The sequence below is a fragment of the Nitrosospira multiformis genome, from assembly GCF_900111585.1.
In the GTDB taxonomy this organism is placed as follows: Bacteria; Pseudomonadota; Gammaproteobacteria; order Burkholderiales; family Nitrosomonadaceae; genus Nitrosospira; species Nitrosospira multiformis_B.
In genome coordinates this window covers 139,630-161,830 of record NZ_FOHI01000004.1, presented here as the reverse complement: position 1 = coordinate 161,830, position 22,201 = coordinate 139,630, and the positions used below count along the sequence as shown (strand labels likewise).

Sequence of the window (22,201 nt, the reverse complement as noted above, 5' to 3'; positions counted from 1 at the left end):
TAATATTAGGCTTCGACGGATAATAAAAAACCCGCTTAAAAAGCAGGCAATAAAAAACCCGCACGAGGCGGGCTATGTACAAGCGCTACAACGAGTTTTTAGTTTTGTGTCCGTGCACGAAAATCCACAATATGGAGGCATATTATACACCGTTACTCACCATTGTCAAGCTATTTGTTGCTACCAACTTGACCTTAAGAGAAAGGGATTTTTCCCCTGAATTATCCAACCACAGCAAAATTGATTTTCCCCCCGCCAGTGCTATAAATTAGAGGTCGTTGAGTCGACTAAACACCCTCCTCTCTCCTGCTTCCAAAGCCTTATTCATACTTTTAAACGAAATTCTGTGATAAAAAAACTCGTAACGCTTCTTATATTTGGTCTGCCATATTCAAACGCTACAGCACAAGAGTTGGGAGCGGGGGAAATGGGTGTGCCAGAAGGCATTGTTCCGGTAGCCGGATCCCTAGCGGAAGAGGCACCAAGTACCCTTGGCAGCTCTTTTTACTCGTCTCTTTATTCTCCGGCCCTCATAAATCAGCCTGGTGTATCCGCACAAGCTCATCATGACACCCAGTTCAACGCGTATTCATTTGGCCGGCCGGTCATTGTGCTGCCTATACAGCCTTATATTGGTACGGTATCCGGCTTTCAATACCCCGGCAGTTACATGCCGCACGGGACGCCTCTTCACAGATTCAATGGTTATATCATTTGTAATCCCCCAAACCTGAACAGAGATGCAACTGCGGAAGCAGGGACAGGAACCGGTGCCCGACAAGTCATCAAGATCACCTCAACGCGATCCCCCTCGATACCAGGGTATTCAGGACCATGCCCTATCTACACGATAAATGGCGAGCTTCCACCGCAGAAAAGTCATAGCACAACTTTGCCTCGTAGAACGCCACCTACGCGACAACAAGGGGAGCATCAATGATAGCAGTACTCAATGCTTATCTCTTTGCAGCCGGTCTGTCCATCAAATAGTGTGGTTCCAGTAACGGTCAAACGCTTGCGGACGCACTAACAGGCACTCGGAACTGTGAATGGCTTACCAGCTAGACCGCCCTACTCGAAAGCAGTGCGTCGATTTTCAACAACGAATTCACCGCAAACTGGATTGCGAGCTGAATTATCCGTGCTGCACCAGCATACCAAATTGATCAGGCAAAAATCTGCTTGACTGTCTCCCTGAAGATTTCCCTCGAGTCTGAATCACCTTGCATGATTGCTGAGGTATAGGCTCTCACCTGTTTGAAAGTGACATGGGGTGGCAACGGTGGCACGTTCGGATCGGTACATGCCTCGAGCACCACCGGCCGATCTGCGGCCAAGGCACAATCCCACGCGCTGGCGATATTTTCCGGGCGATCGACGCGTATACCGTGCAAACCAATCAATTTTGCATAACTTGCGTATGGGACATCCGGAAGATCCTGAGCGGCATCGAATTTTGGATCACCCTCAGTGGCCCTCTGCTCCCAGGTTACCAGGTTCAGATCGCGATTATTCAAAACCAGTACCACTAGTCGTGGATCGCTCCAATGCCGCCAGTATTTGACGACGGTAATGAGTTCGTTCATGCCATTCATTTGCATGGCGCCATCTCCTGTCACGGCTATTACCACCCTGTCAGGGTGCGCAAATTTAGCCGCGATCGCATAGGGCACGGCTGATCCCATCGTAGCAAGACCGCCAGAGAGCGAAGCCATCATGCCTTTACGGATTCGAATATCTCGCGCATACCAGAAAGTTGAAGAACCCGAATCGCCTGTGAGAATGCAATTATCCGGAAGCCGTGGGGATAACTCGTAGAATACACGCTGGGGATTGATGGGGTTTGCCGGCTCCATCGCTCTTGCCTCGATTTTCTTCCACCACTCGTCGACATTGCTCTCGATACGGTTGCGCCACGTACGGTCTTCCTTCCTTTTGAGTAACGGTATCAACAGCTTTAGCGTATCCTCACTATTCCCGACGAGGTTTACCTCCATCGGGTACCGCATACTCATCATTCGTCCATCGATATCGATCTGGACGCCGCGTGCCTGCCCCTCCTCAGGCAGAAATTCGGAATAGGGAAAGCTGGAACCGATCATCAGGAGTGTGTCGCACTCGGTCATCATGCTGTAGCTCGGCTTTGTGCCCAGCATGCCGATTGTCCCTGTCACATAAGGCAGATCGTCAGGGACCACGGTTTTTCCCAGTAGCGCCTTGGCAATTCCCGCGCCGAGCAGATCAGCCACCTGGAGAATTTCACTTGTTGCGTTCAATGCTCCCGCGCCAACCAGAATCGCCACCTTCGACCCATCGTTCAGGACATCCGCAGCCCGTTGCAGGTCCTCAACCTCTGGAATCACCTGGGGAGGCCGATATCCTACTCCCGAATAAATCGTGCCATGTTCGTGAGGGGGTTTCACAAACTCCATGTCCTGGATGTCATTGGGAACAATAACGCAGCATACGTTATGCTCGGCCTTTGCAATACGCATAGCCCGATCGAGCACGTGGCGCGCTTGCCCCGGTGTTGTCACAATATGAACATACTCATGCGCCACATCCTTGAAGAGCGAAACAAGATCGACTTCCTGCTGGTAGCTGCCCCCCAGAGCGGTACGTTTCTGCTGACCTACTATCGCCACCACCGGCTGATGATCGAGCTTGGCATCATATAAACCATTGAGCAGGTGGATGGCTCCTGGGCCCGAGGTGGCCAGGCAAATGCCCACTTCCCCCGTGAACTTGGCATGGGCGCACGCCATGAACGCCGACATCTCTTCATGCCTGACCTGGATAAATTCGAGCTTATCTGAAGCTCGATTGATTGCCCCCATAATGCCGTTGATGCCGTCGCCAGGAAGGCCGAAGATACGTTTTACCCCCCATTCGGACAAACGTCGAACCAGGAAATCGCTGACCGTTTCTTTCATGATTGAACTCTGTTGGGAATATTCTTGCTCCCAAACATCGCATAAACGTGCACGAAACATTGTGCGGTAGCTCACGGTAGCAACATAAATCCGGACTTTTGTCAGCATTTTCCCCTGCTATCCGGATTGGAGTGCCAAATGCTAATGCAGGACTGTCATACAGGCCTCACTCTTATCACGTCGGGATCATCCGCAAACTCCAATAGCAAGCGGCGTACACGTTCCTGCCATGCCTGGGCAAACGTCCCCCGCTGCAGGTCGTTGGCATGACCCTCCAGGATGGCCGTCAACCGTTCTCCCTGAGCAGGATTCGCCGGCACCGGCGAGACGTTGAGATGCACCGCTACGCTTGCACCCGTATCGAGGCGTTTGAAGATAATCGCCTCCCCTTCCTGTTGCTCTGCGAAAGTGAGCAAACCCTGGCGCCGGAATTGTCCGCGAATGCCATGAAAACCGTTGCTGGAAGCAGCCCCTGTGAGCAAAGTCAGCACTTGCGCCATGACACCCGTCACCCCTTCGTGCTCTGGCGCCGGCATATACACGGCAATATTACCGCGTTCCGCGGGCTCATCAGGGTACAGAGCGGCCAATGCTGCACGCCCCACCAGGAACGCGCCCCCAACTGTAGGGCAGGAATGTCCAGCGAGACGTACGGCATCAACATAACGGTATTCCAGCACGCCGTCGCGCGCCGCCCCGAGCATAGCGGCGAATGGATCGCGAGTGCGTATCACAGGTGCTTTTTCATAGAAATCGGGAAAATGCATACGTCTCCTTTTGACTTTTGACTAACAGGTTTTCTGGAAAAACGTGAGCGGTCTGCACAGGCTATGCTATATATCCGCCTTGGTGATGCATGAATGCGATTGCAACTGTGGAAAAGCGATTCGTTCCTCGTAACGCACGTGCGAACCAAGAAGCTCGCCGAACCGGCGTAACCGGTCTATCGGAGTAAGCTCGCAGGTATTGCACGCCAGCCTCCGCAGCTCTTCGTGTTCTGCGCGGATTCGTGCTGCCACTTCTGCAGCGAACGCGCTCCCCACGGTTTCCAGCAACCGTTCCTCCACCTCGAAATGCCGGACTAGAAGCGTAGCCCAATGGCTCTCGATATCCCTGATAGCTGCGGATAATACGGCGGGGTCGCCGGTACTGGCTGCACGTCGCGCATCCCGCGCCACTACCAGTGAAGTATGGTGTTCACGGGATAACGAGAGCAATGCGCCGATCCGGGACATTTCAAGAGTGATAATGAAGTTGACTACGATAAACAGGGTTAAAGTTCATTGCCGCATTGTCTTCAACGCCACCGCCCATTTATGGAGTTCGTTGAGCAAGGATGTACCCGAACTCATATGGTGGTCGTCCGGAACGAAATTTTCGACATCATCCAGATGTGCCGACACATTCTGGATCGCGACCGCCTCCATCATGGGCATCATTTTCAGTGTCGTAAGAGTAAGTTTTTCAACCAGCGCCGCGCGCATGCCACCTGAGACTCCACCGTAGCTTACCAATGCCGCAGGCTTATAATTCCACTCCTTGTAAACATAATTGAGCGCATTCAGGAGAGAAGGCGGCGCCCCGAAATTATATTCCGGCGTCACAAATACATAGGCATCTGCCGAACTCACGCTCGCCGCCCACTTCTTCGTATGCTCATGCTGGTAGTGCTGACGGACTGGATGTTCGGGTTCATCATATACCGGCAGATTGAATTCCTCCAGATCGACCAGCAGGGCCTCAAATTTTCCGTGCTGTACGGCAAATTCATGAAACCATCTGGCAACGGAGGGTCCCACCCGGCCGGGCCGAGTACTGCAGATAATGATGTGAAGTCTAAGAGTCATGTTTTTCCTTTCGTTCATTGTGATAGCTAAAAGCGAAGGAACGAACTCCTGCTATCCGTCCCCGCCCGATCCTGCCCCTCATTTGACGCGCGCAGGAATGTGCGATTGGACCGAATCATCCCTGCCCGACTGAAAATAACTGTTGCTCCGCCGGAAACAGCAAACTGGGACTAGTGGGTTATTTGCCCGAAGCGACCGCTGTTGAAATCATTCATGGCCTGGATAATTTCCTGCTGGCTGTTCATCACGAATGGGCCATGACCGACAATGGGCTCGTCAATGGGCTCGCCACTTAGCAGCAATACTACAGCGTCGTTGTTGGCTTCAATCGAGAGGCCTCGACCCGCCCGATCCAACACCACCATCTGCGCCTCACGAGCAACTGTTTCGTCATTCACGAGCACGGTCCCATGCAGAACAATCACTGCCACGTTCCATCCTTCAGGAAGTGTCAATTCGCTCAACCCCCCCTGTTTCAACCGCATGTCCCAGACGTGCATTGGCGTGAAGGTTCTGGCTGGACCCGCATGACCAGCATACTCGCCTGCAATCACGCGAACCGTTCCCGCCTCGCCAGGGAGCGCTACCCTTGGAATATCACGGTCGAGGATGGCTTGATAGCGGGGTGCAGTCATTTTGTCCCTGGCTGGCAGATTCACCCATAACTGTACCATTTCCAGTACGCCGCCGGATTCAGTGAATGTTGGGGAGTGGAACTCCTCGTGCAGGATACCGCCGCCCGCTGTCATCCATTGCACGTCACCTGGACCGATAGTTCCACCTTGTCCGGTCGAGTCGCGGTGCGCCACCTCGCCTTTGTAAACGATAGTAACGGTCTCAAAACCACGATGGGGATGCTTACCCACACCACGAGGCGTGTCAGCAGGTGAAAAATCGGCTGGCCCTGCATAATCGAGCAACAGGAAAGGACTGAGTTGCTTGCCGTGACTTTGGTACGAGAACATGGAACGCACAGGGAAGCCATCTCCCACCCAATGGGGACGAGGTGCATTGTAGATACCGAGAATTCTTTTCATGTCGAACTCCTGATTAATAGAATGTAGTAAAAGTATAGATTCGAAGCCAGTAAGTGTGTAGACTGCTAAAATAGCTATCAGAGTCCTATTTTTAGGACGATAGGGCATTGCAGTGCAAGATTTGAATGATCTTTACTACTACGTCCAGGCAGTCGATCATGGTGGCTTTGCCCAGGCAGGCCGAGCGCTGGGAATACCGAAATCAAAGCTCAGCCGTCGCATCGCAACGTTGGAAGAGCGGCTAGGAGTGCGCTTGATCCAACGTTCATCACGTCGCTTTACGGTTACTGAAGTCGGGCAAACCTATTACGAGCACTGCAAGGCGATGCTGGTGGAAGCAGAGGCCGCTCAGGAAGCAATAGACGCAATGCAAGCGGAACCTCGGGGTGTCGTCCGTCTAACATGTCCCGTGGCGCTACTGCATGTGAATGTCGGGATGATGCTGGCCGATTTTATGGTGCATTATCCCCATATCACGCTCCATCTCGAGGCCACCAATCGGCGTGTGGATTTGCTGAGCGAAGCAGTGGATGTAGCCATTCGCGTGCGACCACCACCCTTGCAGGATAGTGATCTGGTCATGCGGGTCCTGGCTGATCGGGGACAGTGTCTGGTGGGGAATCAGGCGCTTGTACGGCACTTCGGTTTTCCTCGCACACCCGGCGAGTTGAGCAACTGGCCTAGCCTCGGACTGGGAACGCCTCAACAAATCCATAAATGGGTACTGCATGGCCCGGATGGCGCCCAGGCAACACTTCATCACATGCCGCGTTTAATCACCACCGATATGATTACCTTAAGAAATGCGGCATTGGCCGGTGTGGGAATCGTACAGCTGCCTGTGCTGATGGTACGTGATCATTTGGCGGCAGGTTCGCTGGTCAGGCTCGTACCTGATTGGACCCCTCACCGGGAAATTGTCCACGCTGTATTTCCATCTCGGCGCGGCCTTCTGCCATCGGTGCGAACGCTCATTGATTTTCTCGCAGAGCGTTTTCGCTTACTGCATGAGGATTGAGTGCAATATTCACGGAAGCGGTTTTCCCTGCCTTTCCCGCATATGCAAGAAGCGGAAGCATAGGATTCTTATAATGCCAACCTGATAATCGGCTTGATAGTGATACCCTTCTCGCTATCCTCTGCCGCCTCATTGATCCTGTCAAAAGGGTAAAACTTCACGAGCTTGTCGAATGGAAAGCGTCCCTGCATATAAAGCTCGACAAGGGCTGGTATGAAGAGGTCCGGTATGCTATCGCCTTCGATGATCCCCAGGATGCGCTTGCCGGTGGTCATTACGCCATTCACGTCAAAGCTGGCCTCTGTCCCAAGAGCGGGTGCGCCGACAATGCCGCAAGTGCCGCGGATACCCAGCGCATCGATGGCTTGGCGCAATACCCCCGGGCGACCGCTGGATTCAAGAGTGTACTCTACCCCCCCGCCACTGATCTTGCGCACCGTCGCAACGGGATCGGTTTCGCGGCTATTCACCGTGTGAGTTGCCCCGAGCTCTCTCGCCAGCTCGAGCCGGGACGGAACGACATCCACAGCAATAATCGTTGTGGCGCCCGTGACGCGAGCCGCCATTACCGCACTCAGTCCTACCGCTCCCCCGCCAAAAGCCGCAAGACTGGCGCCTGGATTGACTTTAAGCGCATTCATCACTGCACCGGCACCAGTTTGAATGCCGCAGCCAAGCGGACCAAGAAGTTCCAGCGGAGCTTCCCTCGGCACCTTGATCGCATTACGTTCGTGGGTAAGAGCAAAAGTCCCGAATGACGACTGACCGAAGAAATGGTCATGAAGCGAACCCCTCGCATCGCGAGTGGAGCTGCTGCCATCTTCCCTGGCGCCGCCAAAATTCAGTGCATAGAAATTCCGGCAATAGGTTAAATCTCCATTGAGACACGGACTGCAGTGTCCACACCGCATATAGGTCAGCATCTCCAGCCGTCACTTTTTCACGTTGCTGCCTACCCGTTCGACAACACCCGCGCCTTCATGCCCGAGCACGATCGGCAGGGGGACATCATAGAGCTGATCGCGCACTACCATGTCGGTATGACACATGCCAGTAGCCGCGATACGAACCAGCACCTCGTCGGGCCGTGGCTCATCCAGAGTCAAATTCTCGATCCTGAATGGTCCGCCCTTCTGTCGAATTGTCGCTGCCCGGATTTTCATCATATGCGTAGAAGCGGCAGAAATTTCTGCCCATATAAAAAATTACCTTATCCTCAATTTTAGCTATAGAATTGAATTCCAAGTGCCACATTCATAAAATGTTTTAGCTGATTCGTAACTCTCTAACATTAATAATACAAGGAGCGAAAGATGAAAAAGCTTGTTCTGACAACAACTCTCCTGTTAACCATGCCCGCCTATGCGGGGCTGAACGGTGCCGATGTCACCCTTCGAACAGTCCTTCAGGATACATCATCCAGTTCCCCGGTCATTACCTCTATCGAGCGGACAGTGACGGCGGGACCTGGAGTCGAATACCCCCAGGTGGCAATAACGACCCGCAAGCTGATTCCCGAGCATGCCAGCCCGACGCAGTTCATCATGAACCTCCTCAATCCGGCAACAGGAGGACAGTCTGAATTCGCGCCAAATCTTGTTAATGCTGCTATCGATATCGCCAACGACCACATTACCATCGACTTTGCCAACTCAACCCCTTTCGCACGGCTGGGTGCCGGGTTCCAGAATACAATTGTTTTTCAGTTTGACAGCGAGACCGCGAGGAGCATTGCCGCAGCAGAAATTGACAACAGCGTGACAACATTGGGATTGCAACCATCGGATGTGCGTCTGGTGGGGGATGAACTGCTGATTAATGTCGAGAACCTTCAGTTCAATCCTTCCACTTCTGCCCGCGTGAATCTTGCCATCGAAGAAGGGCCGGTGTCCCCTGCTCCCGAACCCGCTACCTACGCTATGATGCTCGCCGGTCTTACATTGATCGGGTGGATCGGGACAAGAAGGAGTCGTCGCGGGTTATCCTGATTAAGAAGCACCTCCCCTCAGTGGAGGTACCCTCACTAAAAATGTACGTCCTGCTGGCCGATTGAATTTATCGGCCAGTAAAGGGTCAGCGAATACCGGATTTTCCCGGCGCCAGAATACCGTTCGGATCCAGCGCCTTCTTTAGCGTCTTGTGGACTTGACGTTGTACCGGTCCGTATGTTTCCGCCACCTTGTCCATAAACGCCGTATTGACGCGGTAGGTCCCATACCCCTGCGCAGAAAAGATCGTCAGCAGTTCATCGAAACACTGGTATGCCGCCTTGACCTGACCTGGGTCGGTCTTGTCATAGAGCACGTCTACGATATGATGCATATCGCGCATTCCGACGATGAATTCCCCGGAATAATCCAGACCGTACTTGGCAAGGATCTGCTTGGTTAACGCCATCTGTTTCAGTGTCTCGCTTCCCCTTGCTTGAGACACCGGCGCAAACCACATGGAGCCACCGCCCCCACGCCAGTTGTACAATGAGAACTCCTGAAGTGTCATGTCGCCGCGCATGAGAGCTGCACGATATTTAAAGGCAGGATCGTCACCCACCTCCCGCTCGGTCAGAATCTTCGCTTTGCCGGATTTACCGAACGCCTGCGTCACAATTTTCCAGTTGAGGTCGATCTGCTCCTGCGTACCATACAGGGCTGCATACACATTCCAGATTCCCAAGTGATGATCCTTCGCGAGCTTGCGCACTGCTGCATCCGGAATAGACCCGGGGCCGGTCACATAGTCACTGCGGCGGGCCTTGACCGGGGCCTCATATAATGCGTGGGCAATGACAACCGCATTTGGGATTACCCCGCTGATGCGCAGCGGACGAATGATTTCCACGATCTCCACGATATCTTCCTCATTCTCGTACTGAATGACGAAGGGCTTGAAAGCAGGTGGGGCGGGCATAAGCCAGAAGCCAAACTTGGTGACGATGCCATAATTGGATTGAGTGAAAATCCCGTCCAGATAGGGTCCGTATCCCCACTTGAACACTTGCCAGGTATTGGAATTCGGCATCGACCCCATTCCGGTGCGCAGCACTTCGCCATTTGCCAGGACCACCTCCATACCGCAGGCAAACAGGAAATGTTCTCCGTAGGGGGTATAGCCGACTCCACGATCAAGCGTATTGCCAACCGGTCCTGCAATTGCGGAAGGAGCGGGCATGGATAACCACAGTCCCAGCTTGTGCTCGGCGATATAGTCATAAAGCTGCTTATAAGTCACTCCCGGCTCAACCAGGGCATAGGCCAGATCTTTATCGACTTCCAGTATGCGGTTCATTCGCTTGAGGTCGAGCACAACCTGTCCGCGTTCAGCCGGTGCCGCTGAGCCATAGCCCAGATTTTTTCCAGTGGAAATGGTCCAGATGGGAACCTTGTACCGGTTACATATCCCGACAATTTTCTGAATCTCCTCCACCGTCGTCGCCATCAACGCGGCGGATGGAGCGTGATCCGAATCAGGCACGGGCATCATCGTTTTGATGTAAGGGGCAAGCTGCTGTGCACTGGTAAACACGGCTGCGTCGCCGAGTACACTGCGAAAATCCGCTATGGCAGAATCGAAAGTCTTTTCGGATATTCCTTTCGGCAATGCGATGTATTTATTTGACATTTTGAGTCCCTTGCTCCTATCCGGGTTAGGTCTCTATCACGAATGAGGCAAATCGTTCGGTTCGTATATTCCGTCGAGGACGTGTAACGAGCGGTAGCTGATGTACAAATGCGCGTCGGGAGCACGGAATTTGATATGAATGCAACCCTATCGCGGCAGTCATGGCAGCATATCCTACGGATTCAATCCAGCCGGTGAATTGCAACTGTGGATGCCTCGGTGGCGCTGGGCCCTCCTCCGATTCGAGCTCCTGTCCTTTGAGGGGCACCCACGTGCCGGCCTTGCTCCACCCCACCGACTCACAGCCATCGGCTGCTGAAAGACCGGAGCAATGAAGATGAATATCATCAAACCCATCCAATCGGTAACTGAAGAAGCCCGGTTTAGGCTTATTTACTCTGCGAGCCAACATCCCAGCAGCGGAATGTGGGCTTGAAAGAAAATCCTCTACAATAGAAAAACTGCTGTAACCCGGAAGAAGTTTCTCCGCGAGGACATCGCCCGCGCTGAATTCTGGGGATGCGGCAGTCCACACATGCCGAAGCTCGGGAACATCCCGGGAGAAGCTGGAGCGGCCGAAGGCGCCATGACCGGAAAATGCGTGTGAACCCCGAAGAATCAGTCCTGCACCGGCACTGCGCATCAATTCCATAAAAACTGCCGCACTGCCATCATCCATGACGGCAATCCAACGTACTCCACGAGCACCTTCCAGCAGTTTCGCCACCGCCTCATACTCATTAAGTAATCCGCCTGTCAGTTTTATCACGCGGGGTGGAGAGAACCAGACTTTCCCAATCGACTCCGTTCGCCCTGCCGCCTCACTTTCAGCAGTTCCGTTTAGCCGTACATTACTGCTGAGAGCGTAAGCAGTACGCACTCCGGCTGCGAATGCCGCGTCTGCTGGAGTATTTCCCAGGATTAATCCAAATTTCCGCACGCTTCCAGCCGTTGTACTTGCAAACACTCGTAGAGGGATTCCAAGCGCCAATAGCGCTCCTCCCGTCACCAAGCCTTTCATGAGATTACGTCTGCGTACGTTCACCATTTCCCTCCTCAATCCGCGCTGTCGATTAATTGCGCTGGATATATTCGGCCAATTTCGCCAGCGACTCATCGTCGATTTCCGACGGCCGGAATGGAGGCATTGCCCTGCTCCCGTTTCGTACGATGGCACGAATGTATTCCGGCGGAAGTTCTCGACCCAGAATGCGAGGCCCTACCTGACCTCCATGGCAATAACCACAAACCTTGGAATAAACTTCTACACCATCTCTCCACCGGAACCCTTTGTCAGCGTTGGTTTCCGCAGCCGCGCACGCGATATCCGCCATCATCGCCGCGGCCACTGACATGGAGAGCATGAGCGCAGTCACAGTCCTCACGGGGTTTGTCTTTCTCATATTATTCCTCTAGGCAGAATCTTAGTCGAAAAGACATTTCATTGCCTTATCGCCTGGTTACGGATACACCTTAATGTTTACGTGGATAAAATGTGGAGTTTACCTTGTTCCGCCGTCAATTTTTATTATAGGTTGCATCGCCCTCTTCCTACGGTTTTGAGTTGATGGAAACACTGTAACAGACGTCTATGACATTAGAAAAACGATTCAGTGATTAAGGTTGAGTTTGCTTGATAACTTACATTCCCTGGCATATCCCCGCACCGACAGAGGTTTTTGCGAGCCTGGAAAGGTAAAAAGTGACGGACAGCCGATTGGAAAAATGCCAGGCGTCAAACTCAGAATCTCCAACTGAAGTTGGCACGTACACCGTGATCGGCAATGTTGTGAAGAATTTGTCCCTGATAATAAATACCCAAGGTCGCAGCTCCGAGGACATGCGCATCCACGCCTCCGCCCAGGACTATTCCATTGCGGGCAATAGGCACACCGGCTGTGGCAAAGGGTGAGCCATCGGCAAAAGCAAAAGTCGAAACCGGCGTCATCTCACCGAAGGCATGCCGCCATCCAATGCTCCCGCGAAGCGTGGTAACTATCTTCTCCAGTCGGGATAGCGTCTTCGCCATATTGACGCCCAGAGTGGTATATGCGGTATCCTGCTGACTGCTACCGCTGCGCAGACTTGATATCCCTCCACGCTCCTGAAAACCTTTTGTACGCAGGTTTACGTAAGCGAGCCGTGCAAACGGTTCGAGTGAGATGACGTTCAGGGGCAAACCATACCCAACCTCGCCGAACACCTGTACTCCGCGAGCATTGTATTCGGCATTGAGGTGATTTGAAAAACCTGGAAAGATTACGTCCCGCCCTGTCTCCAGATCGTGCCAGATGTATGCGGAACCCACGCGTAAGCCAAGAGGCCCCCATTGTCCGCCGCCATAAACGGAAACGTGATAATTGTCGCTTGAAGCGGTGAAAAGACGCGCTCCTTCATAGGATCCCTGCGTGTATCCTCCGGCAAAGCCGAGAAGAAATTTATCGGCGATCTGCATATCTCCGCCCACAAAAATTCCAGCAAGCGCACGCCCGATACGGGCCGCATTAAGACCTCCATCCCGGTGACCAAACGAACCCAGGACACGTCCCCATAATGCTCCATCGGCAGCAGAGTTCTGTTGAAGGATATGTCCTGGAGTATCCGAGGACTGCGCACCCACCAGATGGAAAGCTTGCCTGACCCGGTCTGAAACCGCTTCCCGTATAAAACGGCTGTCTTCAATGATCATACCCTGAATACTCGCGTGCCCTTCGCCGGAAAGACTATTAAAAGCCTGATGCAGGCTCTCCTGATCCGGCTGATGAACAATCGCTTTATAGATAGGATTGCTGGCACCCAACTGCTCGGCTGCGCTTCCTGTCGCACACTGATTAGGCGTCTCCCCGATATCGCAAAAGCGCAAAACATCGAGGTAGACGTGAGTAGGATCATAGGAGATACCCAGGTTGATTAGGCCATGCGTGAGTGAATCGAATTTTCCGGTCAAGCCGCTATTCGCTGTCAGGATGGTGAAGCGACTGCCAGGTGTGAACTCCTCACCTGCGGGAATAACAGAAACTGTTCCCCCTTGTATATCAGCAAGGTCTGTGACAATGACCTGGTCGCTGGCACCGTCGGGATGAATTTCTACCTCATAAGTGGAACCATGAAGCTGGACATAATTGCCGTGAACCGTAAGCATGCCAATCGAATTTCCCGGGGACACCGTCCCTTCGACCGTCGTGGCTCCTATATGTCCGGTACCGTGAAGGGAAGCATGGTGCAACACGTGCAGGGCGCCGTCCATCATTCCATTTACCGTCAGGATGCTGCTTTGGGCAGTGGTATGCCCCCCGAATGCACCCGAATCTCCTGATAATATCGGCATACCTAAGTCGGCTTTATTCAGGAAGCCCGAACCCGAAATCGTACCGTCATAGTGGATACTGTCCGGCTGATTGAATATCAGGTGGGAGGAGTCCTTCACATTATTCGTATTATTCTGAAATGTATCTTCGGCACCGCTAAACCGCGTTTTGTGGAGCCATGACTGAGAACTTATGCCATTAGGCAAAGTGGCAGAAATTGTGCTCCGGGTATCGTTATTACGGCTCATTCCCTTCTCGATACTGCTTACATCCCAGATAAGCCCTTGCTGAGCCCGAGAGGATAACGGTGCAACCGTAGTCACCAACAAAGCAATGATGAATTTCGTACACAGAGAAAGAGAAGCTGATTTTTTTCTTTTTGCCATGCTCTACAGGAATAATCCAGCCCTGGCTCCCCCCCTCTTCCGGGGAGCGTCCAGATTGACGGTAGTAGAAATGTCCTACCGCAGCCGGAAATGCGGTTCACGGCAGAAATAAATTTGAACTGAGGCAACTACCGGCCCTGCAACTTTTCAAAGATCGAAAGCTGAAGTTATGACGGTGGTGGAAGTTATGACGGCGGGGCGTTACACCCGGATTGAGGTAATTCTTGAAAAGATGCGGAAACGTACTCAGGCAGACAATGAGGTGAATTTATCGGAAAGTTTTCCTGATATTTGACGGGCAAATGACAACGGCACATGATGGAATCAGAGTAAGCTACAGACGGATTCAAATAGAATCCGTTGTTAATCCATGAGCATATGATAGAGCGACACTTAAAGCAACCCCTTGGCCCTTTATCCTTAGTAGTCCCTGGCCTTTCTTGTGCCTTGGAATTGCGCATCCGTTATCCTCTTACTCTCTTCCGAAGGGATCAATCGTGTTCTTAGTAACAAGAGAAAAAATAGGACTATCAGCCCCATAGCAAAAACCTCTCCTGTCTGGGGGCAGAACATTAATCCAGATGAGAATGAGTGTCATATTATTTGCAGGTTCTCTGATGTGAGAATTAGAAAAACCTCTTCGTCATAGAAGTTTTTCTAATTCTCACTCGTCATACATGGGGCGATTACAAATAACAGCGCCCCCGCAAAAGGATGTTTTTCCGTTGGAAATGAGATGTGTTCGAAGAAATAACTGTTGAGTAGACTTAACGGCGTGGGCAAGATATCCCTCAGAAGTCTGCGCGTGCCTACGATCACTCTTGGTTGCCCCGTGCCTCCACGCGCCGAGAACGTGCATTCTGGAGGGAATTGCCAAGCGGAAAGTAGTATGTGCAGTTCCATCGAACAAAAGGGATGAAAAATTAATACCGTTTCAGAGGAGCCGGACCGGAATCGGGATGCTCGTTTCTCGGATCGTGATGTGCTTCAGTTCCGGTAATTGATTTTTTCGCTTCCTCCTGAGTTTCCTGTTTCTTGGTTCCACGGTTTCCTATCTTTTCCTGAACTCTGTTTCCGTGGGTTTCTTCATCAACGGGCACACCCTCATCCGCTTCATCCGGCATTTGAGCCATTGTCTCATCTTCCCTCAATTCCTCATCTTTGTTTTCTCGTGGATCTTCCATGATGGCCCCTGCAAGGTTTATCGGTCAATTACAATCTACATATGTCTTATTCTCCTCTCACTGACAACCAAAACTCAGTGCGATAGCGCACAACCTCCCACCTTACCTACACATTGTTGTGTCTGGTAGCGCACAGAAACTTTCGTAGCTCAGTCCCATCATTGTCAGTGGCGGTTCCCGCTGCATATCCCTTATCAAGTGGCATTTTTATTAATGCAAGCATTCCAAACACTCATACTTAGGAGAAGAATTATGAAAAAATCGGTCGTACTGGCAATGGCTCTGATGCTTCCTGCGTTTACCGTCAGCGTACAAGCGGCAGATACTCAAGGTGCTCTCACTGACGCGGAAATCGCACACATTGTGGTAACTGCGAACACCGCTGATATTGAAAACGGAAACCTGGCCAAGAAAAAGGCCTCGAACGAAGACGTTCATGGCTACGCACATCGAATGATCGCGGACCATACGGACAGCAATCAGCAAGCGACTGAGCTTGCGAAAAAACTCAATGTCACCCCTAAGGACAACGCCATCAGTCAGAGCTTGAAGGACGACGCCAAAGCCGGTCTCGAAAAACTTAAAGGCTTGAGCGGAAAGGAATTCGACAAAGCATATATTGACGGCGAAATCGCGCTTCATAAGAAGGTGATCGAAGTTGCCGACAATAAACTCGTGCCCAGTGTCAAGAACGAGGAACTGAAGGCATTGCTGGTTAAAACACGTCCAACACTCGTCTCGCACCTTGAGCACGCAGAAAAAATCAAATCTACTCTCAAGTAACAGAAAAGCCGGTGAGGAAACACTTCCTCACTGTTCTGGTTTTTCTGTGGGAACCCCATGAGAGAAAAATAGAATGTTGCGTCACCGGTGCGCAATATTAGTTACTGAAAAAAGCAGTCGCCAGTAAAGCTGGGGACAAGGCGGATTTATCGCCTTGACCCCGGATTTGAAAATCTAATACCCTCCGCTGCCTGACTGGCCCGATGATCCCCCGCTCTGACCAGCAGGTTTGTCATACGGTTTATCGTATGATTTATCCCCGGACTTACCGTGGGGTTTATCATGCCGCTTGTCATGCGGTTTATCATAGCCGCCGGAGGTAGAGTCGGGTTGCTGCTTATAACCATGGGGCTCAGGCGCCGTGCTTCCGCTTCCGTGCTTGGACATGTCTCCATATTCACCAGTCTGCTCTGGTGTCCCCGCTGCCTGAACCATCCCGGCAGCGCTGAAAACGATTACGCCAGCAAGCGCAGCAACCTGTGCCGCTTTTTTCAGTATGAAAATGTTTTTCATAGGAATTCCTCACGATTAATCCAGCAAAATTGCTGAATTGAAATGCTACTCAGATCAAAGGGTCTTTCCGTACGTTTACACACAAAGCAGAAAAAATCGAAGCGCTCAAACCAGGAAAAACAAAGAAAAGGTCATTATGGGAAATGTGAAGATTGAACAGCACTGCCCGCTGAAAACTGGCAAATGCAGGGAGGAAGGAGTTAGCCGCTCTGATTATTCTCTTCCGAATCAAACTTGTAGGTATCGCCATGCTCCAGATAAATTATTTTTTCCTGGAGTCCCGCGCGCTCTATTTCCTCCTTGAAATCGCTTAGAGGAGACTTGAAAACATCATAATCGTTGTAGTGGATAGGAATAGCTTTGTTGGGAATAATGATTTGCATAATTCTGACACCCTCTTTGGCATTCATTGTTACGGTGACAAGGCCAAGCAGCCGCGTGCCATCCAGGTGCAATAGAGCCAGGTCGACCCCTGGGTAGCGCTTTGGGATGTCCTTGATATCGTCAAAAACCATCATGTCACCACTGATATACATCCGGTAGCTGCGCAACGAATTCTTGCTTCCAAAATCCAGCATCGAACCCATTACTTTGGGCAGCAATTTAGCAACAATGGGTGGTCCATTGCGCCCCGGCATGGCAGTTACCCGAAGTAAGGCGTTGCCTTTCTCGACGGCCTGACGCTCAAAAACGTGCCTTTACCGATGCATCAGTGGCATTTGCTTTTGAAATTGCGCAGCGCGGAGCAGCCCTTCTGGTAGTGGGAGATGAGACCTCGGCGCAATTTCCAGAAATTTTGAAAACGTTCAGGATTCGCCGGGGGAGTGGCATGAAGGTGAACCTACTTATCAATTACGACTGCGAATGGGATCTCGCCGGGCTTAACAAAGGGGGAGCTGTGTTCAAGTGACGTATCTCGCCTTGACCTGATCGTGCGATGGGGAGGCGGATGCCGCTCAAGTGGATTCCTGCCTGTGCAATCAGTCTACGCGGATTTTTATATACGGGACGAATTCTGGCCGGATTTTGAAGCCCGGCATTTTGATGAGGCACTTTCTTGGTTCAAACGGCAAGACCGGACTTTTGGAGGATAGCCTTCACTTTCCCTTGTAGTGAATAGAGGATTATCGCAGTGGAGGGTTTCCGTACCCCCGCTGTTGCTCGAAGGCAGTATCAGTACAAACACCTTTCATGGATTAAAATGAAAGAACTGAGGAAGCTTCCCTTGGCTAAAGCAGGGAAAGGCTAATCTCAGGTGCGGGTGGACTCAAGCATTGAATGCGAATTTGCTTACTTGGCAACACCTTCGCTGCTCCCATCCGCGGGGGCGCTTGCGTCAAGCTTCGACTTGTCGCTCTTTCCGGTACCGCCACTGCCTATGCTTTCTCCGGCATGGCCTGCTTTTGTATCGGTGCTGCCGCCCAGGATGCCACGCGCACCCTTACCTCCTTTATTTTCCCTCACATTGCTGAACCCCTTATCCCCTGTTGATCCACCCAATGCGCTTCCCGTCGATGATTTTGAACCACCGGAACCGCTCCCTCCGCTTCCCGCGCTGCCAGGCTCGTCGCTCCCCAAGGTATCTTTCGTGCCCCTTGTTGGGTTGTCCTTCTTGTTGTAACTACCCTCGCCCTTCTTGCCTGCATTATCTTGGCCGGTGGACGCCCCGCTTGTCGCGCCGGTCGACATCGAACTGCTTTGAGCATACGAACTCCCGGCAAATCCGAACGCCAGCACAGCCATTGCCGTAATGCAGGTTTTCTTGTTCAAAATTGATGAACACACCATTTTTCTCTCCTTGAAATGCATATTGAACTTAAAGACACGGGGTAGTATTCCTTGAACTCTTGTTCCTCATTAAGCCTTGAATTTTGAATCCCCCCGATTTCCTCATTCCCCTACCGGAGTTTTCATACTGTTCACACTTTCAATCGAATCTTCCCGATTCCATCTCAAGTGGTGACTCCTGTCTCCAATTTGCGGGAGAATGACTACATCATAAAGTGACAAAACGGCTCATTCTGTGCGAGAGCATACATAGCTCGTCATCGGTCTGCCATTCCTCGTTCCTGACTGCTTGCTTCATTTCTATTTTGCGAATCACGAAAACGGAGGAAGCGGGGAAAAGAACAGTGTGGGTTGCCGTACAGAACTCTCCAATCCTTAAGATTATCTTTCGTTCATGCTGTGCGTTCATGAGCTGAGCATAAACAGCAAGCCATTCAACCCTACATTCCATTAGAGGTCATCATGCCAACTGCGCAAACCACTTCACATAAAACCACGGAATACAAAACCACGAGAAGGTCCAAACATGACGCAATAAAATTGCTGACTGACGACCACAACAAAGTCAAGAAGATGTTCAAGGAGTTCGAAAAACTGCACAAAAAGCAGGAGGAAGGCAAGGAAGAGCTCGTGCAGCAGATCTGCCAGGAACTCAAGATCCATGCGCAGCTGGAGGAGGAAATATTCTATCCTGCCGCGCGTGAAGCAATTGATGATGATGATCTGATGAACGAAGCAACTGTGGAGCATCAAGCCGCCAAGGATCTCATCGAAAAAATTCAATCAACGAGCAGCTCAGACCCAATGTATGACGCTATGGTAAGCGTCCTCGGCGAATACGTTAATCACCATATAGAGGAAGAACAGAACGAGATATTCCCGAAGGTGGAGAAAGCAAAAATGGATCTTGAAGAACTCGGGTCTGAAATAGAGGAGCGTAAAGAAGCCCTCATGGAGGAGCAGGAATAACTGAAGTGAAGGAGAGTTACAAGCTGGTTCGTTCCCTGATCCCGAGCAGTTTGCGCAATCGAAGCTGATCCCTCGCTCGGGGAAGGATCAACCACTTCGGTTTGGTACATGGAATAACCGGCAAAAAGAAAGAAGAACGATGTAGACATGTCATATCTTTCTAACAAACAGGAGAATGCAGTGAATAGCACTCTCTCTTGGATTGCTTATATAGTGATACTGGTTATTGGCTTGGGCGTATTGGGAATAGGTTGGCTATAGGAGCCGCTGTCATCGTCGCTGTACTGGTGAATGACTAACAATTGAATTTTTCAAAACCAGTCCCGAGTTTCTGGTTTTTCCCCTCGGTATGAAGTACCGATCTGAATTTGAGCATTAATTGAGAACGGCTTCAGCGTTATCAGAACAGCTTCCGGATAAGAAATGCCGAGATATTCAGCCCGGACGTCATCTGCGTGTTAATCCGCTTTCTCTCTTTCAACCTTGCAGGCCCCTTTATTCAGGGGCCCGGTTAAGAGGGTATCTATGCTGGGAGCACGTTCGTAACAAGAAAAATTGGATACCAGAGAAAGCCTTTCATCAATACCCTCCCATTCCGCAAATCAAAGAAACCCTCCCGACTGATGCCGCCAAAGCATGGCATACTGGCCACCCTGCCTGAGAAGTTCCTCGTGCGTGCCCTCCTCGACGATACATCCATCCTTGAGTACCAGCAATCTGTCCAGGCAAGCGATGGTGGAGAGCCGGTGCGCAATTGCAATCACTGTCTTGCCTTCCATCAGCCCCATCAACTGATCCTGAATCGCAAGCTCCACTTCGCTATCGAGGGCCGAGGTAGCCTCATCCAGTATCAGGATCGGTGCATCCTTGAGCATGACGCGGGCGATGGCAATGCGCTGTTTCTGCCCGCCGCTGAGCTTGACGCCACGCTCGCCTACGTGGGCGTCGTAGCCCGTGCGTCCCAGCCAATCCCTCTGGCTTATGATGAAGTCATGCGCTTGAGCGCGCCTGGCGGCCGCCTCAATCTGTTCCCGGGTTGCTCCCGGGCTGCCATAGGCAATGTTTTCGGCAATGGAGCGATTCAGCAGGGATACATCCTGCGCCACGACCCCGATGCAACGCCGCAGACTCTCCTGCGTGACTTCACGGATATCCTGTCCATCGACCCGGATACTGCCTGACTCCATCTCGTAGAAGCGCAACAGCAGATTGATCAAGGTGGATTTGCCAGCACCCGAACTGCCCACCAGCCCGACGCGCTCGCCCGGTCGAATGACACAATTGAGACTGTCAAGCACCTTGCGACCATCGCTGCGGCCGAATGTAAAGGTCAATCTCTCGAAACGGATTTCTCCGCGTACTTCACCGGCATCCAGCTCGTGCGCGTCGGGCTTGTCGGCCAGAGCGTTCGTCACGGCAACGGTTTGCATGCCTTCCTGGACCACGCCCATGTGTTCAAAAGCCCGATTCAGTTCCCAGCTGACCCATCCCGCCGCATTGGCGATCGTCCAGGCCAGCGGCACAGCCATAGCCACCGCACCCGCATCAATTCTTCCCTGGGACCACAACATGATGCCGATCGCAGTCGTGCCTGCCAGCAGAAACGCATTGAGCAGGGATAAGGTGGTGGAGAATTTTGTGATCATGCGCATGTGAGCGGCAATAGCCATCGTATGGTGTTCGATTGCTTCGCGCACGTAAGCATCTTCGTCGCTCGCGCGCGAGAACAGCTTAACGGTAAGGATGTTGCTATAGCTATCCACCACACGCCCCATCACCGCGGAGCGCCGCTCGCTGCTGCTTCTTGCCAGGTCACGCATGCGCGGCACAAAGTATCGCAGGAAAAAAACATATGCGATAAACCATAACACCGTGGGGATCGCCAGCCGCCAGTCAGCCTCGCTCATGATCCACAGCGAGGAAACGCCATATACGCCGATGTACCAGATGGCATGAATGCTCGACACTACGCATTCGCGCACCGCATCGCCCATGTGCATCACACGATTTGCCATGCGTCCGGCAAAATCGTTCTGAAAGAGCGACCAACTTTGCCGGATGACGTGCCAGTGGCTCTGCCAGCGGATCATGCTGGTTACCCCAGGTACTACGGCATTGTGACGCACAAGACTATCGATCAGAGTCGCGAGCGGCCTGGCGACCAGCACCAGCAATGCCATGCCTAATAGCATTGAAGTTGCATCGCGCAACGCGGCAACTCTCGCGGTCGCCTCCATCACCTCTACAAGACGCCCAATGAAAACGGGAATTAGCGTGTCGATGAGAGCCACGGCTAACCCCGTAGCAAACAGTGCCGCATATAAACCTTTCGTCTGGCTGATAAAGTGCCAATAGAACGCCAGCAACTCCGGGGGCGGGGATTTTTTAGGGACGACAGTGGGCCGAACGCGCTGCTCAAAAAAAGCGAACATGTAAAAAGAACCTCAGGGTTGAAAAAACACAGGAGTCTGACTAGAAATGGGGGTGCAAATGGGAATCAATTTTGCCTCGTTGCAAACCAGAGGCGTGAAGCTGGTCTTGATCGACATATTCATCACAGGAGAAATTCAGGGAAGCCTTTCTTCACCGGTTGTGTAACGGCGAGCAAGATAATCCAAGGGATGATCTCTTGGTTGATCGAATTCAGGGATGTTTTGACTCCTGTTCCAGCAATAGCCAGTGGGTTCGAATGCGTTTTATACGTTCGGATACAGCCGCACTGATTCAGCCGCTATAACGCTGGATCACACTCGAGGTTTACTCGGAAAATGGCTTTTTTGAACGATCTGGACGGGGCGACTGAGGGAAGGTGCCGGT

22 protein-coding genes are annotated in these 22,201 nt (G+C 51.9%); 6 read left to right on the top strand and 16 right to left on the bottom strand.

From position 1 onward, the window contains the following. Window positions 1–1,166: 1,166 nt before the first annotated feature. The 5 genes from BMW46_RS07980 to BMW46_RS07960 form a co-directional block, all read right to left on the bottom strand. Entirely contained in the window at window positions 1,167–2,933 is a 1,767-nt protein-coding gene (locus tag BMW46_RS07980; protein WP_074707357.1) for a thiamine pyrophosphate-requiring protein, read from the bottom strand. Window positions 2,934–3,088: 155 nt separating this feature from the next. Beyond that, entirely contained in the window at window positions 3,089–3,700 is a 612-nt protein-coding gene (locus BMW46_RS07975; protein ID WP_074706969.1) for a hypothetical protein, read from the bottom strand. A 66-nt stretch (window positions 3,701–3,766) separates the two neighbouring features. After that, window positions 3,767–4,168: a hemerythrin domain-containing protein gene (locus tag BMW46_RS07970; RefSeq protein WP_074706967.1), complete on the bottom strand. Its 402-nt coding sequence runs from the start codon at window positions 4,166–4,168 to the stop codon at window positions 3,767–3,769. A 45-nt stretch (window positions 4,169–4,213) separates the two neighbouring features. After that, complete coding sequence (locus tag BMW46_RS07965) at window positions 4,214–4,780, bottom strand: NADPH-dependent FMN reductase (RefSeq protein WP_074707354.1); 567 nt, start codon at window positions 4,778–4,780, stop codon at window positions 4,214–4,216. A 170-nt stretch (window positions 4,781–4,950) separates the two neighbouring features. Next, complete coding sequence (locus tag BMW46_RS07960) at window positions 4,951–5,817, bottom strand: pirin family protein (protein WP_074706964.1); 867 nt, start codon at window positions 5,815–5,817, stop codon at window positions 4,951–4,953. Window positions 5,818–5,929: 112 nt separating this feature from the next. Here BMW46_RS07960 and BMW46_RS07955 point away from each other — a divergent pair, with 112 nt between their 5' ends. Further along, a complete protein-coding gene (locus BMW46_RS07955) occupies window positions 5,930–6,835 on the top strand; it encodes a LysR family transcriptional regulator (RefSeq protein ID WP_074706961.1) in 906 nt (301 codons plus the stop codon). A 68-nt stretch (window positions 6,836–6,903) separates the two neighbouring features. On the opposite strand, the gene BMW46_RS07950 is transcribed toward BMW46_RS07955, so the two are convergent. Then, entirely contained in the window at window positions 6,904–7,746 is an 843-nt protein-coding gene (locus BMW46_RS07950; protein WP_305728730.1) for an NAD(P)-dependent alcohol dehydrogenase, read from the bottom strand. A gap of 21 nt (window positions 7,747–7,767) precedes the next feature. Then, window positions 7,768–8,001 (bottom strand): alcohol dehydrogenase catalytic domain-containing protein, encoded by a 234-nt coding sequence (locus tag BMW46_RS15875; protein ID WP_305728729.1) that lies wholly within the window; start codon window positions 7,999–8,001, stop codon window positions 7,768–7,770. 147 nt (window positions 8,002–8,148) lie between these two features. Between BMW46_RS15875 and BMW46_RS07945 the strand changes: the two genes are divergently transcribed. After that, entirely contained in the window at window positions 8,149–8,823 is a 675-nt protein-coding gene (locus tag BMW46_RS07945) for a PEP-CTERM sorting domain-containing protein (RefSeq protein WP_074706959.1), read from the top strand. An 85-nt stretch (window positions 8,824–8,908) separates the two neighbouring features. Here BMW46_RS07945 and BMW46_RS07940 read toward each other — a convergent pair whose 3' ends face one another. From BMW46_RS07940 to BMW46_RS07920, 5 genes are all read right to left on the bottom strand, one after another. Further along, window positions 8,909–10,453 carry an FAD-binding oxidoreductase gene (locus BMW46_RS07940; protein WP_074706956.1) on the bottom strand — a complete coding sequence of 515 codons (1,545 nt, stop codon included), beginning with the start codon at window positions 10,451–10,453 and terminating at the stop codon, window positions 8,909–8,911. Between the two features lie 25 nt (window positions 10,454–10,478). Next, window positions 10,479–11,501 carry a hypothetical protein gene (locus BMW46_RS07935; protein WP_074706954.1) on the bottom strand — a complete coding sequence of 341 codons (1,023 nt, stop codon included), beginning with the start codon at window positions 11,499–11,501 and terminating at the stop codon, window positions 10,479–10,481. A 25-nt stretch (window positions 11,502–11,526) separates the two neighbouring features. Further along, complete coding sequence (locus BMW46_RS07930) at window positions 11,527–11,856, bottom strand: c-type cytochrome (protein ID WP_074706951.1); 330 nt, start codon at window positions 11,854–11,856, stop codon at window positions 11,527–11,529. A 338-nt stretch (window positions 11,857–12,194) separates the two neighbouring features. Beyond that, window positions 12,195–13,880: an autotransporter outer membrane beta-barrel domain-containing protein gene (locus BMW46_RS07925; protein ID WP_177171057.1), complete on the bottom strand. Its 1,686-nt coding sequence runs from the start codon at window positions 13,878–13,880 to the stop codon at window positions 12,195–12,197. 1,190 nt (window positions 13,881–15,070) lie between these two features. Next, window positions 15,071–15,331, bottom strand: a complete 261-nt coding sequence (locus tag BMW46_RS07920) for a hypothetical protein (RefSeq protein ID WP_074706948.1) — start codon at window positions 15,329–15,331, stop codon at window positions 15,071–15,073. Window positions 15,332–15,583: 252 nt separating this feature from the next. On the opposite strand from BMW46_RS07920, the gene BMW46_RS07915 reads away from it, so the two are divergent. Further along, complete coding sequence (locus BMW46_RS07915) at window positions 15,584–16,114, top strand: DUF4142 domain-containing protein (RefSeq protein WP_074706945.1); 531 nt, start codon at window positions 15,584–15,586, stop codon at window positions 16,112–16,114. A 174-nt stretch (window positions 16,115–16,288) separates the two neighbouring features. On the opposite strand, the gene BMW46_RS07910 is transcribed toward BMW46_RS07915, so the two are convergent. Then, entirely contained in the window at window positions 16,289–16,627 is a 339-nt protein-coding gene (locus tag BMW46_RS07910) for a hypothetical protein (protein WP_074706943.1), read from the bottom strand. A gap of 200 nt (window positions 16,628–16,827) precedes the next feature. Continuing rightward, window positions 16,828–17,265, bottom strand: coding sequence for an MBL fold metallo-hydrolase (locus BMW46_RS07905; RefSeq protein ID WP_074706940.1), 438 nt, complete (start codon window positions 17,263–17,265; stop codon window positions 16,828–16,830). A 74-nt stretch (window positions 17,266–17,339) separates the two neighbouring features. On the opposite strand from BMW46_RS07905, the gene BMW46_RS15560 reads away from it, so the two are divergent. Further along, complete coding sequence (locus BMW46_RS15560) at window positions 17,340–17,537, top strand: hypothetical protein (protein ID WP_218141774.1); 198 nt, start codon at window positions 17,340–17,342, stop codon at window positions 17,535–17,537. Window positions 17,538–17,559: 22 nt separating this feature from the next. Further along, the gene (locus BMW46_RS15955) at window positions 17,560–17,721 is read left to right on the top strand and encodes an undecaprenyl diphosphate synthase family protein (protein ID WP_218141773.1); all 162 of its coding nucleotides are present in this window, start codon (window positions 17,560–17,562) and stop codon (window positions 17,719–17,721) included. Between the two features lie 196 nt (window positions 17,722–17,917). Here BMW46_RS15955 and BMW46_RS07895 read toward each other — a convergent pair whose 3' ends face one another. Continuing rightward, a complete protein-coding gene (locus BMW46_RS07895; RefSeq protein ID WP_143121430.1) occupies window positions 17,918–18,415 on the bottom strand; it encodes a hypothetical protein in 498 nt (165 codons plus the stop codon). Window positions 18,416–18,955: 540 nt separating this feature from the next. Between BMW46_RS07895 and BMW46_RS07885 the strand changes: the two genes are divergently transcribed. Continuing rightward, the gene (locus tag BMW46_RS07885; protein WP_256377000.1) at window positions 18,956–19,384 is read left to right on the top strand and encodes a hemerythrin domain-containing protein; all 429 of its coding nucleotides are present in this window, start codon (window positions 18,956–18,958) and stop codon (window positions 19,382–19,384) included. Between the two features lie 602 nt (window positions 19,385–19,986). On the opposite strand, the gene BMW46_RS07880 is transcribed toward BMW46_RS07885, so the two are convergent. Next, entirely contained in the window at window positions 19,987–21,816 is a 1,830-nt protein-coding gene (locus tag BMW46_RS07880; RefSeq protein WP_074706929.1) for an ABC transporter ATP-binding protein, read from the bottom strand. Window positions 21,817–22,201: the final 385 nt, after the last annotated feature.